The organism is Halobacillus salinarum (assembly GCF_022919095.1).
In the GTDB taxonomy this organism is placed as follows: Bacteria; Bacillota; Bacilli; order Bacillales; family Halobacillaceae; genus Halobacillus_B; species Halobacillus_B salinarum.
Genome location: NZ_CP095073.1, coordinates 1553521 through 1568532 on the forward strand (window position 1 = coordinate 1553521; position 15012 = coordinate 1568532).

Here is a 15012-nt window from a genome sequence, read left to right on the forward strand (position 1 = left end):
TTTATTATTATTGCAGTAGTTCACGGATTTCATTTTCAGTAAGTGAGCTCAGCATGGATTCACCAGGCTGGATGATGCGGTCTACGAGATCCCTTTTCTTCTGCTGCAGCTGGTAGATCCGTTCTTCAATGGTACCTTCGGATATCATACGGATGACTTGGACTACTTTTTCCTGTCCAATGCGATGAGCGCGTCCAGCTGCTTGTTCTTCAATGGCTGGATTCCACCATAAGTCGTATAAAATAACCGTGTCCGCACCGGTAAGGTTCAAGCCGGTTCCCCCAGCTTTTAAGGAAATAAGAAATGCTTCTTTTTCTCCTTCATTAAACTGATCCACCATATCCATCCGTGTCTTCGTTTTGGTGCTTCCATCTAAGTAGAAGCTGTCCAGACCGCAGGCCGTTAATTCCTCGTACAAGAGAGTCAGCATACTTGAAAATTGAGAAAAGATTAATATCCGGTGGCCCCCGGCCTTTAATTCCTTGACAAGCTCTTTCAATTGCTCCAGCTTGCCGGATTCTCCATTATAGTTTTCAAGGAAGAGGGAAGGATGGCAGCAAATCTGCCGGAGTCTTGTAAGGCCGGCAAGAATTTCAAGCTTCCCTTTTTGGATGCCTTTCGTAGCAATGGTAGCGTTGATCTCAGATTGAATTTTTTCTAAATAAGCCAGATATACTTCTTTTTGGTCCCGCGTTAACTCAGAATATTGAACGGAATCAATTTTTTCAGGCAGGTCCTCAAGTACATCTTCTTTCATTCTCCTTAAGATAAACGGCCGGGTCATTCGCGCAATCTTTTCTGAACTGAGCTGCAAAAACTTCCGCTTGCTTTTGTAGAATCCTGGCATGATTGTTCTAAACAGAGACCACAATTCATTCAAAGAATTTTCTATGGGTGTTCCACTTAAAGCAAAACGATGCTTGGCATTTATGTGACGAGCGGCATTGGCAGTTTTGGTCGCCTCATTTTTTATTGCCTGAGCTTCATCAAAAATAATAGTGTGAAAATGCTGTTTCTTATAAAAGGCCTCATCCTGTCTTAGTAAAGGATAGGAAGTAATCCACAAGTCTTTGGAAGCGGCAGTCCGCATAGCTTCTGAGCGTGTGGATGGGTCGCCGGCAATAATGACGGTACTCAATACAGGAGCGAATTTCTCTACTTCCTTTCGCCAGTTATAAAGCAAGGAGGAAGGAGCCACGATGAGTACGGGATTATTTAAGGAAGATTGTTCTTTTTCCGATAGTAAAAAGCTGATAGTCTGAAGCGTTTTACCAAGTCCCATATCATCTGCAAGAATGCCGCCAAAATGATATGCCGCCAAGGTCTTAAACCAACGGAATCCTGTCAGTTGGTACGGTCTGAGCTCCGCCCGCAGGCCATTAGGTGGATCAAGCTCAAGAGATTGGGGGGCTTTCATCAGTTCGACTAGCTGGTTAAACTGTGCCGAGCTTTCGTCTCTCGTCGGGTGCAAGGCACTGTCGACCTGGAGACTGCGCGCATGAGAGACTCTCGCTGACTGCTCATTGATGTCCTCAGATGTTAATTCAAGCTCTGAGGCGAGGCGTTGAAAACGCTGAAAGGAGTCGCTCATTAATGAAAGGAGTGCTCCATTTGACAGACGATAATATCGTTTCCGTTCAATGGCTGCTTTCAAGGCTTCGGTGACATCATCAGAGCTGATGCCTTCAATGGTAAAATTAATATCCAGCCAGCTGCCTTCACTCGCTATTTGAATATCCGGTTTAAGCTCCTGGTCCTGCTGGTGGAGCATAGCTTTCACAGATGGAGATAAAAACACTTCGGCCAATTCGTTCAGTTCTTTTAAATACACATTCACAAAATCATCAAGTGCAGATTCATCATCGATATAAACCATTTCTCCGTCAAATTTAAATTCCGCTTGTTCAATGATTTGAATAATTGCTTGTTCCTTTTCGGTGTTCCGCTGAATAATAACCTGATTACCGGTAGAATGATGGTTAAAAGGGTTGAACGCATAGTCGCCGTAATTGAAATGGACATCAATCGTAAGCGTCCACTGGGCAAAATCGAGATAAATAGCTGCTTGTAAATCTGTTTGCAGGATCTTCCTTTGCGCAGCTTCATCCAATTGAATGTCGGCAATGGTTTCAAGTTCTGGCAGGACGTGAGATACAATACCTTCCATATCCTGGTAATTGACGGTGTGGTTCCCATTAGAGTTATAAGGAAGGAGTGTGTTTAAAGTTCGAATCACGCTTTCTTTTTCCTCATCTAAAGGGAAGAAGCTGCCGTCTTTATACAGCAAATGATAGTTGCTTAAATACTCGTAGGCTTTTAATTTATCCATATAAAGGTGGAAGCTCCCGCGTTCCTCTGAAATATAAAAGGACATTTCAGGAAAGCTGTCGTGCATATGAAGTTCTCCTTCTACAGTTCCACGATTAACCATTTGACTTGAGCGGCAAGCAAGCTTACTCAGCATCTCTTCAGCCAGAGACGGAGGTATGGTCAGTATTTTCTGATCAGACTGGTTCCATTGGCGTTCGTAAAATAATTCCTGTTCATAGGATTTGTGGAGCAATTGCAGAAGATCGGTGTCTTCTTTGCTCCATTGGTGTTCATCGGGATCATAGCTGAATTTTTTTGATAACCGGTATGGCTGTCCCTGCTTAATATGCTGAAGAAGCTGTCTGATGTTTTTAATCACGTACATGTAATCTTCACCAATTTTTAATTCAATCCCTAAATTCTTACTGCCAAGCAAGGATTGAAGGTGTACGTAATACTCTATATGAAGAGGTTTCTTTAAATGGGCATTGTAACGGTTTTCCCGGCGCTGACGGAATGTTTCAAAGAGCTGCCCCGCAAATAAGCGGTCATGGCTTCCAGTATCATTTTTGGAAGTGATAAGCGTGCTTGATTGGGAAGGCGCACTTTCTTTAATTGCCCACTCCCGGATTGAGATGAGGACCGCAGCAATATGTTTACAGCAGAAATACTTCTCATATGCGGGGCATTCGCAAGTCGCTTCAAGGTCATCGTCTTCAAAAAAGAAAACGCGTACTTCATAATCATGAGTACCCGTTACGACGGCACGCCAGGAATGAATAGCGCTGTTATGGGAAAGTCCATACACCTTTCCCAATTCATAATACCGCTTTCCACGGTCATAATAACTTTTCCCGGTGATTTTAATGATGTCGTTAGGTTGTAATAAATATGACTGCATAACAATGGCATCCTTATTGTTGATTTTTTTTTATTATAACAGGTAGAAGGGGAGTTTATCTTCCTTCCTTTATAACTATTTTTGGTTATGATAGGAAAATACAAGCTGGATAAGCAGAGGAATAGGATTGATTTTCCATAGTGGTTGTGCTAACTTTCAAGGTATGAGTTTTAAATATAATTCAGCCGGCTCTTAGAGTGAGCGGCTTTTTTTTGGAGTGAATCGACCAATGTGATACGTATATCCTGCCTTAATACTTAGAGTCCATAACTTACTATCGATGGAGGATATGACGATGAATATAAAAGAAGAAATGAAAAAGCGACGTACCTTTGCAATTATTTCTCACCCGGACGCCGGTAAAACAACGATGACGGAGAAGATGCTGTTATTTGGGAATCTTATCAGGTCAGCTGGGACGGTAAAAGGGAAGAAGTCAGGAAAATTTGCTACCTCAGACTGGATGGAAATTGAGAAGCAGCGTGGAATTTCAGTGACCTCCAGCGTCATGAACTTTCCTTATAAGGATTACCAGGTCAATATTTTAGATACTCCCGGGCACGAAGATTTTAGTGAGGATACGTATCGTACGCTTACAGCTGTTGACAGCGTAGTAATGATTATTGATGGGACAAAAGGGATTGAAGCCCAAACCATCAAGCTGTTTAAAGTATGTAAGATGCGAGGAATTCCGATCTTTACGTTTATTAATAAAATGGACCGCGAAGGCCGCGACCCTTTTGAGTTAATGGAAGAAATTGAAGAAACACTCAATATCGAGACGTATCCGATTACTTGGCCCGCTGGAATGGGCAAGCGGTTCCTCGGTGTGTTTGACCGAAATCACGAACAGTTTGTACATTTTACTGGAAATGAATCGGAAGAATATATTCCATACAGTGAATTGGATCAGCGGACCGATATCACTGAACATGCTGAATTCAGTGATGCTCAGGATGAAATGCTGCTTTTAGAAGAAGCTGGGGATTCTTTTGACATGGATAAAGTGTTAAAAGGCGATCAAACGCCTGTTTTCTTCGGAAGTGCCCTCGCCCCATTTGGCGTTGAAACCTTTTTTAATACTTTTATTGATATGGCACCTGAGCCGGCACCGCGCCGCTCAACAGAAGGAACCGTTTCACCCGACCACGAAGAGTTTTCGGGTTTTATCTTCAAGATCCAAGCGAATATGAATCCTCAGCATAGGGATCGTATCGCTTTTGTCCGTGTTTGTTCCGGGAAGTTCGAACGCGGGATGAATGTAACGTTATCCCGTACTGGAAAGACGTTTAAGCTCGCCCAGTCCCAGCAGTTTGTGGCTTCTTCACGGGGGACTGTAGAGGAAGGATATGCCGGAGATATCATAGGAATCTATGATCCGAATGTGTACCGGATTGGCGATACAATTGTTACCGGCCGGCGGAATTTCGAGTATGATGAACTTCCTCAATTCCCGCCTGAGCTGTTTAAAAAAGTGACCGCTAAGAACGTTATGAAAGCGAAGCAGTTTAAAAAAGGCCTGGAGCAGCTCGTGCAGGAAGGAGCGATCCAGTTGTTTAAACGTTACCGGTTTGAAGATTACATTATTGGGGCGGTAGGAGAACTTCAGTATGAAGTCTTTGATTACCGGATGAAAAATGAATATAATGTGGAAATTGAACTTACTTCTATCGGAGAGAGAATTCCGCGTTGGTTGAAGCCTGAGCAAGTGGACGAATCCTTGTTTGATGAGAGAAATATGCTCGTCCAGGATCGGGAAGGGAATCCGCTCGTTTTATTTAAAAACGACTTTTCGCTGCGCTGGTTTATTGACAAAAATCCGGATATAGAGCTAATTGACCTATTTGAAGTGAATCAGTACGACCAGGCTTACGAATAAATATCTTTTGGCCGCTGCATTACTGTGCAGCGGTTTTTTTTACTAAAAAATTTGTTGAAATCGATGATAATAAACAATAGAAGGCATAGTATGGGGAGTGGAAATGTGGGAAATCACTTGAAGTATCAAGTTCTTCATTTTCATTAGGAATTACGAGCGGGGTTACCGAAATGATAACGGCTGTTAATAAAATGCAAGATCTAATTATTCAAGCAGATCTAGCGTTGTATAAGGGGAAAAGGTCAGGAAAAGGACAGGAAAAGGACAGGTAAACGTGTACCATACAAATAAGGGGATGGCACACCATCGAATGAAAACATCGTACACTGTCATTATCATGAAAGACGCTTATTAATATATGATTTTTAAGAAACCACACCAAAAGAGAAGTGTGGTTTTTTCTATAAGACCGAATGTTTGTTCGTTTTGTGTTAGAATGTTAAAATGATGTGGTAAACTATTGGTGATAGAGTTCGGAACGGAGGGATTCGTCATGGAGAATCAATTTGAATTAGTTTCACAGTATTCCCCGGAGGGGGACCAGCCAAAAGCAATAAAAGAACTCGTGGAAGGGATCAATCGGGGGAAAAACATCAAACTCTGCTTGGCGCAACGGGAACAGGAAAGACGTTCACGATGTCCAATGTCATCCAGCAAGTAAACAAACCGACTTTGATCATTGCCCATAATAAGACGTTAGCCGGCCAGCTTTACAGCGAATTTAAAGAATTTTTTCCAAATAATGCTGTCGAATATTTCGTCAGTTATTACGATTACTATCAGCCGGAAGCGTATGTACCGTCTTCCGATACATTTATAGAAAAAGACGCGAGCATCAATGATGAGATTGATAAATTGCGCCACTCTGCTACGTCCGCTTTATTTGAGCGGAACGATGTCATTATTGTTGCCAGTGTCTCGTGTATTTATGGCTTAGGTTCTCCGGACGAATATCGCAGTCAAGTATTATCCATACGTTCCGGTATGGAAAAGGACCGTGATGAACTGCTCCGTAATTTAGTAGACATTCAATATGCAAGAAATGATATAGAATTTCAACGCGGAACGTTTCGTGTACGAGGGGATTCTGTGGAGATCATTCCGGCTTCCCGTGAAGACCACGCCATCCGGGTTGAATTTTTTGGAGATGAGATCGACCGGGTACGAGAAGTAGATGTTCTTACAGGGGAAATTGTCGGAGATCGTGAACATGTAGCTATTTTCCCAGCTTCCCACTTCGTTACACGAGAAGAAAAGCTTAAAAAAGCAATTGAAAATATTGAGAAAGAACTTCAGGGACGTTTGAAGGAGCTGAGAGATGAAGATAAGCTTCTCGAAGCCCAGCGTCTGGAACAGAGGACCAATTATGATTTGGAAATGATGCGGGAGATGGGTTTTTGTTCAGGTATTGAAAACTACTCACGCCATTTGACGTTTCGGGAACAAGGAGCCACCCCCTATACACTCATCGATTACTTTCCTGATGATTTCATGATTATGGTAGATGAATCACACGTGACCTTGCCTCAGGTGCGTGGGATGTACAACGGGGACAAGGCAAGGAAGCAGGTGCTTGTCGATCACGGATTTCGACTGCCTTCGGCTCTTGACAACCGTCCGCTTCAATTCGAAGAGTTTGAAAATCATATCAATCAAATCACCTATGTATCTGCAACTCCGGGTCCATATGAAAAGGAGCATTCTCCTAAAATGACGGAACAGATTATCCGCCCGACAGGACTGCTTGATCCGGAAATTGATGTTCGGCCGATTCATGGCCAGATTGATGACTTAGTCGGTGAAATTAATAAGCGTGCGGATAGAAATGAACGAGTGCTTGTGACTACCCTGACGAAAAAAATGTCTGAGGATCTCACCGATTACTTGAAAGAACTGAATATGAAAGTCGCCTACCTTCATTCTGAAATTAAGACGCTCGAAAGAATTGAAATCATCCGTGATTTACGGGTAGGCAAATACGATGTCCTGATTGGCATCAACCTGTTAAGAGAAGGACTTGATATTCCTGAGGTTTCGCTTGTCTCAATTCTTGATGCCGATAAGGAAGGTTTCCTTCGCTCGGATCGCTCCCTCATTCAGACGATCGGCCGTGCGGCGAGAAATGAAAACGGCAGGGTCATTATGTATGCCGATAAAATTACCGATTCCATGCAGTTTGCCATTGATGAAACCTACCGACGCAGGGAGAAGCAGATTGCTTATAATGAAGAGCATGGAGTGACGCCGACAACCATTAACAAAGAAATTCGTGATGTGATCAGAGCGACTACGGCAGCTGAAGAAGAAGCTTCCTACGATACAGGCAAAAAGCCATCAGAGATGACAAAGAAAGAACGCCAGGAACTTGTAGACAATATGGAAACAGAAATGAAACAGGCAGCACGCAACCTCGATTTCGAAAAAGCTGCCGAGCTAAGGGATATTATTTTGGAACTAAAAGCGGAAGGATGATTACGATATGGCTAGTAAGCATATCAGTATAAAAGGTGCCAGAGCCCATAATTTAAAAAACATCGATTTAGATATACCCAAAAATAAGCTGGTAGTCATGACCGGCTTATCCGGATCAGGGAAGTCCTCGCTCGCCTTTGATACGATCTATGCGGAAGGGCAGCGCCGCTATGTCGAATCTTTAAGCGCTTATGCCCGCCAATTTCTCGGGCAGATGGACAAGCCGGATGTAGATTCCATCGAAGGACTTTCCCCGGCTATTTCGATAGACCAGAAAACCACCAGCCGTAATCCAAGGTCTACTGTTGGGACGGTTACGGAAATCTATGATTACCTTCGCCTGTTATTTGCACGAATCGGACGACCTACATGTCCGAAGCATGGGATAGAAATCAGCTCGCAAACCGTTCAGCAGATGGTGGACAGGATTATGGAATATCCTGAAAGGACGAAACTGCAAATTCTAGCCCCTGTTATATCTGGTCGTAAGGGTGAGCATGTTAAAGTGTTTGAGCAGCTGCAGAAAGAGGGATATATCCGCCTGCGCGTGGACGGGGAAATGCGTGAGATTTCCGAGGAAATAAAATTAGATAAAAATAAAAAGCACTCCATTGAAGTGGTGGTAGACCGGATTGTCGTGAAGGAAGGCGTGGAAGGCAGGCTTTCGGATTCATTGGAAACGTCTCTTCAATTAGGAGGCGGTCACGCCCTTGCCGATGTCATCGGGGAGGAAGAACTCATGTTCAGTGAGCACCATGCCTGCCCGATCTGCGGGTTTTCCGTGAGTGAACTCGAACCCCGGATGTTTTCTTTTAACAGCCCTTACGGTGCCTGCAGCCGATGTGATGGTCTCGGGACACAGCTTGAGGTTGATATTGATCTAGTGATTCCTGACTGGTCCCGGTCTCTGAAGCAGCATGCGATCGCTGCCTGGGAACCAAATAGTTCCCAGTACTACCCGCAGCTTTTGAAAAGTGTTTGTGACCATTATGGCATTGATATGAATATGCCCGTGAAAGACATTCCGAAGGACCTGATGGAGCGTGTGCTTTATGGAAGCGGAGAAGAGAAAATTTTCTTCCGTTATGAAAATGATTTTGGAAAAGTACGGGAAAGCGAAATCTTTTTTGAGGGCGTGATACCAAATATTTCTCGCCGCTACCGGGAAACAAGCTCGGATTTTATTCGGGAGCAGATGGAAAAATATATGGCCCAAAAGCCATGTCCGAAGTGTAAAGGGAACCGTCTAAACGAAGAGGCGCTTGCTGTTTTGATTAATGGAAAGCATATTGGTCAGACGACTGATTTTTCCGTTACCGAGGCAAAAGAATTTTTTGAGAATCTTGAGCTGACTGAAAAAGAGAAGACGATTGCCCATATGATTTTAAAAGAAATTTGCGAGCGGCTCAGCTTTCTATCCAATGTAGGCTTAGAATATCTGACATTATCGCGCTCAGCTGGCACTTTATCAGGCGGCGAAGCACAAAGGATCAGGCTTGCCACTCAAATCGGTTCTGCTTTGACAGGTGTTCTTTATGTATTAGACGAGCCATCCATCGGTCTTCATCAGCGGGATAATGACCGCTTGATCAAAACGCTGAAAAGAATGCGGGATTTGGATAACACCCTTATTGTCGTTGAACACGATGAAGATACGATGCTTGCAGCTGACTATTTAATCGATATCGGTCCTGGTGCCGGTGCTCATGGAGGTCATATCGTAACGCAGGGAACTCCTAAGCAAGTAATGCGGAACAAAAAGTCGTTAACCGGCCAGTATTTATCAGGGGAGAAATTCATTCCTCTTCCAGCGAAGCGGCGTCAGCCTGATGGACGTAAATTAACGATAAAAAAAGCAGAAGAAAATAACTTGAAAAAGGTCAATGCTTCTATTCCGCTAGGGTTATTTACTGCTGTCACCGGAGTTTCCGGCTCCGGAAAGAGTACCCTGATAAATGAAATCTTATATAAGTCTTTATCTATGAAGCTTCATAAGGGCAAGCAGAAACCCGGGAAACACCAGGAGATTGAAGGGATAGACCAGCTAGAGAAGGTCATTGACATTGACCAGTCTCCCATCGGCCGGACACCCCGTTCCAATCCTGCCACTTATACAGGTGTATTTGATGATATTCGCGATGTGTTTGCACAGACAAATGAAGCGAAAATCCGTGGCTATAAAAAAGGACGGTTCAGCTTTAATGTCAAAGGCGGACGCTGTGAAGCCTGCAGAGGAGACGGGATAATAAAAATAGAAATGCATTTTCTGCCCGACGTCTACGTACCGTGTGAAGTGTGTAACGGTAAACGATACAACCGTGAGACGCTTGAAGTGAAATATAAAGGAAAAAGCATCGCAGATGTACTCGGAATGACGATTGAAGAAGCTTTGGAATTCTTCGGGAACATTCCAAAGATCAAACGGAAATTACAAACTGTTGCGGACGTAGGTCTTGAATATATCAAGCTTGGTCAGCCCGCCACAACGCTGTCTGGAGGAGAAGCCCAGCGCGTGAAGCTTGCCAGTGAGCTGCACCGCCGTTCTAACGGTAAATCCTTCTACATCCTGGATGAGCCCACCACAGGTCTTCACGTCGATGATATCTTCCGACTGCTTCAAGTGCTGCAGAGGCTCGTTGAAAATGGCGACTCTGTTTTAATTATTGAGCATAACCTCGACGTTATAAAAGAAGCAGATTATATCATCGACCTTGGACCTGAGGGTGGTGAAAAAGGCGGTCAAATCATCGCCACGGGAACTCCAGAGGAAGTAGCAGAAACAGAGGAATCCCATACAGGGCGTTATTTAAAGCCAATTTTGGAAAGAGATCGCAAGCGGATGGAAAAGAAATTGCAGACACGGGAAAAAGTGGTGAGCAAGTAGATGTTTTGACGCTTTCCGATATTTTAAGTATCGTAAAACAAGAGATGCTTAACGGGAGGATTCGTCAATGAAAATAATCGAACAGGAAAAAGTGCAGACGAAGATTGATGAGCTTGCAGACAAACAGGTTTATATCCATTTGGAAACGACAAATGGCGCTTATGCAAGCCATTTTGATGAAGAAGCTTATAATGTTGGGGCGTTTATTAGGAATGCCAGGGTCAGTTACCAGCATGGGAAGATTGTCAGTACTGGAGGATCTTTCCGTGTTGGTTTGAAGCTGGATATCGGCTGGGTTTATGCGGAAGGAGTGACTGACTATGAAATCGATGATAACGATCGATTGCTCATGGCGGGTCATGACCGCGAAGGAAGGTTGATGGTCGCTTTGGAAATCAGCGAAACGCCTTTCTCTCATGAGGCTGATCTAAATGAATGAGCAGCATGTCGTAGTTGTTTTCCCCCACCCGGACGATGAATCATTTGGAGCTTCAGGTACGATTTCCAAGTTTCGTGAAGAAGGGGTACCTGTTACTTATTTATGCGGTACATTAGGTGAAATGGGTAGAAATATGGGAAACCCTCCTTTTGCGAACCGGGAAACGCTGTCGTCTTATCGCATTCAGGAATTAAAAGAAGCAGTGACTAAGCTCGATATTTCTTTGGAATTATTGGGTTACCGTGACAAGACCATAGAATTTGAACCGATCGATGAGCTTGCAGAAGATCTTCTCAAACGTTTGGAAAGACTGAAACCTTCAATAGTGATTACCCACTATCCGGGGTTTGCTGTCCATCCGGACCATGACGCTCTCGGAGCCGCGGTCGTAGCAGCAGTGGAGAAGATGAAGAAGGAAGAACGTCCGGAGATTTGGATGCATGCCATCTCGAATGATCATGAGGAGCGCCTTGGTAAGCCTGAAATCATCCATGACGTAACCCCTTATTGGGATAAAAAGCTTGCAGCGATCAAATCCCATCTTTCGCAGGCTGATGGAATGATGAACCTCATTGAAAAGCATGATCAGGCTTCTGAGCAAGTCAATCGATTAAAAACCGAACGTTTTTACCGCTATCCAACCAAGTAATAGTATGGACACCATAAGATGAATTCCTTCGTCTCATGGTGTCCCTTTTTAGTTTTCTTGAATCAACATCGGGGAATGTGTAATCTTAGAGTTAAGTAAAGGAGAGATGGATCAATGTCAGAAGAGCGTATGAGAATATTAAAAATGATTGAAGAAGGCACTATCACTGCGGAGGAAGGGGAAAAGCTGTTAACCGCCGTAGAAGAAAAGAATAACCAGACTTCCTCTTCAGAAAAAAGATATGGCATTAAAGACTTTATTGGGGAAGCCGTTGAAAAAATTAAAAATGCTGACTTTGACCTTACTTTTGGAGAATCCTTCCGCTTTGAGCATACGGAAGAGTTAGAGAAAAAAGATTTTAATGATATTGACATCCAGATCGCTAATGGCTCGTTAGACATCGAAACATGGAAAGAGGATTTTGCCAAGGCTGAATTAGAGGTAAAGGTTTACCAGGTATCTTCTGAAGAGGAAGCAAAAGAAAGATTCTTTACCGACAGCCAGCTTAATATCCATAACGGTATTTTGCGGGTTGCCAGTCCTTCAAAGAAAATAAAGACCAATGTACATTTGTATATTCCTGATGACCACTATGAATTCTTTAAAACAAAACTGAGCAACGGTACACTCAACGCTTTTGGCTTGGCAAGCAATCACATCCAGGTGAAAACGGCGAATGGTTCGCTTCGTCTCAATGATATGAAAGGCAGCTCGTGTAAAGCGGAAACAGGAAATGGTTCGATTCAAGTAGTAGGAGCAGCACTGGATGAATGCCAGGCCGATACGATTAACGGATCCATAAAACTAATTGGAGAATTCGGCAAAGCCCATGCTTCCGCCGTTACTGGGAGCGTAGTCGTAGAGAACAAAGGCACGAGAGCTAACAGCGGTTTCTTTAAAACAACTACGGGAAGTGTAATCGTTCATTTACCGCCGGCCAGGGAAATTGAAGGGAAGCTTAAAACCAGCTTCGGCAGCATTGACTGTCGTCTTGAGAATTATAAAATTCTTAACAATAAAAAAGAAGTCATGAATAAACAGTTGGAATTTGAAGCTTTTGAACAATATGAAGATACCTATCACATCGAAGCAGAAACGAAAACTGGTGCCGTAACTATTATTCCAGCAAAACAACTGTAAAAAAGTAGGTGAATGTTATGAAGAACTGGCTGTTGCATGTCATTGTTAATGCCATTGCTATCCTCTTAGTCAGCTGGCTAATTACAGCTGTATCGATTAATGGCGTAGTAGGAGCTATAGCTGCTGCTTTTATTCTCTCTATTCTAAATGCGATTGTACGGCCGATTCTTATCGTGCTTACCCTTCCGATTACCGTCCTAACCCTGGGGCTGTTTCTATTTGTCATTAATGCAATTACGTTGTTAATTACTGACGGGCTGCTGGGGAGCACGTTTGAAATAGACGGATTTGGAACAGCCATTCTTGCTGCGATCATCATTTCGATCATCAACTTAGTTTTAAATAGCTTGATTAAAGATAAAGGGTAGTCAAAACCTCCAGTACCTGTCCGTACTGGAGGTTTTTTTGCTCGGTAAATGAAAGCATGATCTGATCCTGTGTTCCCTGCTTTTGAAAACTATCCAATTTCATTGAAAAAGTGCTACAATAGGGGACAGTGATTGAGGTTTTTTGAGGAGGTAAACTAACCAATGAGCAAGGTAAGAACCGAAGATTTACTGGAACAGTTTAACTTGGAAATCGTAGCGGGTGAAGATGGTGTGCACCGTGAAATACATACGAGTGATATTTCGAGACCAGGTGTAGAGATGACCGGCTATTTTAAATTTTACCCTAAAGAACGCTTGCAGCTGCTTGGAAAAACGGAACTGTCTTATTTTAATGAACTCAATGAAGAACAGCGCCGCGAACGAGCAGATAAACTATGTACAGACGTAACTCCAGGGATTGTGATCAGCCGTGGGATGGATATACCTGCAGAGTTGTTGGCTGCGGCAAGAGATGCAGGTGTCCCGCTTATGAGATCACCGCATAAAACGACGAGAGTTATCAGTCGGCTTACAAACTATCTCGAGTCAAAATTTGCTCCATTCACAGCAATTCATGGTGTCCTTGTTGATATTTATGGGATAGGCGTGCTTATTACCGGTCAAAGCGGTGTCGGTAAAAGTGAAACTGCTTTGGAACTAGTGAAGCGCGGCCACCGGCTTGTGGCGGATGATAGTGTTGAAATTCGTCAGGAGGATTACGACACTCTAATTGGAAACAGTCCTCCGTTAATTGAGCACTTATTAGAAATACGGGGATTAGGGATTATCAATGTGATGACTTTATTTGGAGCGGGTGCTGTTAGGAGCTTTAAACGAATTACACTTGTCATCAATCTAGAGCTGTGGGATAAAAACAAGCAATATGACCGATTAGGGTTAGAGGAAGAAACGATGAAAATCATGGACGTAGATTTACCAAAAGCCACAGTTCCAGTCCGCCCAGGGCGTAACTTAGCAGTAATCATAGAAGTAGCAGCGATGAATTTCCGTTTGAAGCGGATGGGTGTAAATGCGGCTGAAGAATTTTCTGACCGCTTAACGAAAGTCATCGATCAGGACCAATTAAAGGAAGAGTAGAGGAGAGTGCCACATGACTTGTACACCTGATGCATTAGATCGAGTATTTCTACACTTGGGCCCCTTAAATATTTATTGGTACGGTGTCATTATTGCAACTGGTGCTTTTTTAGGCTTGCTTATTGCTACGAGGGAATCAGAAAGACTCGGGATAAGTAAAGACTATTTGATAGATATTGTTGTATATGCCATTCCAATCTCCATTATTTGTGCCAGGATCTACTACGTTATTTTTGAATGGGATCGGTATACTGGTGGACCATGGTGGGATGTTTTTGCCATTTGGGAAGGCGGTATTGCCATTCACGGAGCTCTCATTGGGGCAACGCTTACCGCACTAATCTACACGCGTGTGAAGAAGATTTCTTTCTGGCAGATGGTGGATATTGCTGCACCGAGTATTTTGTTAGGACAAGGGATCGGACGCTGGGGGAACTTTATGAACCAGGAAGCCCATGGCGGACCTGTGAGTGAATCCTTTTATAATAATTTCATGCAGTATTTGCCGGATTTTATTAATCAGCAAATGTGTATTGAAGGAACCGTCTACCACCCGACGTTCCTGTATGAATCCCTATGGGATCTTCTCGGAGTGGTGCTGTTGTTAATATTAAGGCACAAATTCAATCCGCGAAGAGGAGAAGTGTTCTTAAGTTATCTGATTTATTATTCTATCGGCCGTTACTTTATAGAAGGAATGAGAACCGACAGCCTTTACTTAATCGGCCATATCCGCATGGCTCAGCTCATTTCAATTATTCTTGTCATAGCTGCCCTGGCTGTGATGTTTTACCGTAGAAAAACGGGCATGGCGAATAAATATTATAACGGTAAACAAGTACACTAGTAGTTATAGATACACTTGGAAGAAA

General features: G+C 43.3%; 9 protein-coding genes and 1 pseudogene. 9 read left to right on the top strand and 1 reads right to left on the bottom strand.

Going from position 1 to position 15012, the window contains the following annotated elements; genetic code table 11:
- Positions 1 to 7: 7 nt before the first annotated feature.
- Positions 8 to 3211: a DEAD/DEAH box helicase gene (locus tag MUN89_RS07880; RefSeq protein ID WP_244712722.1), complete on the bottom strand. Its 3204-nt coding sequence runs from the start codon at positions 3209 to 3211 to the stop codon at positions 8 to 10.
- A gap of 295 nt (positions 3212 to 3506) precedes the next feature.
- On the opposite strand from MUN89_RS07880, the gene MUN89_RS07885 reads away from it, so the two are divergent.
- From MUN89_RS07885 to lgt, 9 genes and pseudogenes are all read left to right on the top strand, one after another.
- Positions 3507 to 5090 (top strand): peptide chain release factor 3, encoded by a 1584-nt coding sequence (locus tag MUN89_RS07885; protein WP_244712724.1) that lies wholly within the window; start codon positions 3507 to 3509, stop codon positions 5088 to 5090.
- 493 nt (positions 5091 to 5583) lie between these two features.
- Positions 5584 to 7562 (top strand): annotated as a pseudogene (gene uvrB / locus MUN89_RS07890) (excinuclease ABC subunit UvrB).
- A gap of 7 nt (positions 7563 to 7569) precedes the next feature.
- Complete coding sequence (gene uvrA / locus MUN89_RS07895) at positions 7570 to 10446, top strand: excinuclease ABC subunit UvrA (RefSeq protein ID WP_244712726.1); 2877 nt, start codon at positions 7570 to 7572, stop codon at positions 10444 to 10446.
- Between the two features lie 67 nt (positions 10447 to 10513).
- Positions 10514 to 10885 carry a YojF family protein gene (locus MUN89_RS07900; RefSeq protein WP_244712728.1) on the top strand — a complete coding sequence of 124 codons (372 nt, stop codon included), beginning with the start codon at positions 10514 to 10516 and terminating at the stop codon, positions 10883 to 10885.
- On the top strand, positions 10878 to 11534 hold the full coding sequence (bshB2, locus tag MUN89_RS07905; protein WP_244712730.1) for a bacillithiol biosynthesis deacetylase BshB2: 657 nt from the start codon (positions 10878 to 10880) through the stop codon (positions 11532 to 11534). Before MUN89_RS07900 ends, bshB2 begins: the two co-directional genes overlap by 8 nt.
- Before the next feature lie 114 nt (positions 11535 to 11648).
- On the top strand, positions 11649 to 12674 hold the full coding sequence (locus MUN89_RS07910; RefSeq protein WP_244712732.1) for a DUF4097 family beta strand repeat-containing protein: 1026 nt from the start codon (positions 11649 to 11651) through the stop codon (positions 12672 to 12674).
- Positions 12675 to 12691: 17 nt separating this feature from the next.
- Positions 12692 to 13042 carry a phage holin family protein gene (locus MUN89_RS07915; RefSeq protein WP_244712734.1) on the top strand — a complete coding sequence of 117 codons (351 nt, stop codon included), beginning with the start codon at positions 12692 to 12694 and terminating at the stop codon, positions 13040 to 13042.
- 162 nt (positions 13043 to 13204) lie between these two features.
- Positions 13205 to 14140 (top strand): HPr(Ser) kinase/phosphatase, encoded by a 936-nt coding sequence (hprK, locus tag MUN89_RS07920; protein WP_244712736.1) that lies wholly within the window; start codon positions 13205 to 13207, stop codon positions 14138 to 14140.
- Positions 14141 to 14153: 13 nt separating this feature from the next.
- Positions 14154 to 14987, top strand: coding sequence for a prolipoprotein diacylglyceryl transferase (lgt, locus tag MUN89_RS07925; RefSeq protein WP_244712737.1), 834 nt, complete (start codon positions 14154 to 14156; stop codon positions 14985 to 14987).
- The last annotated feature ends 25 nt before the right edge of the window (positions 14988 to 15012 follow it).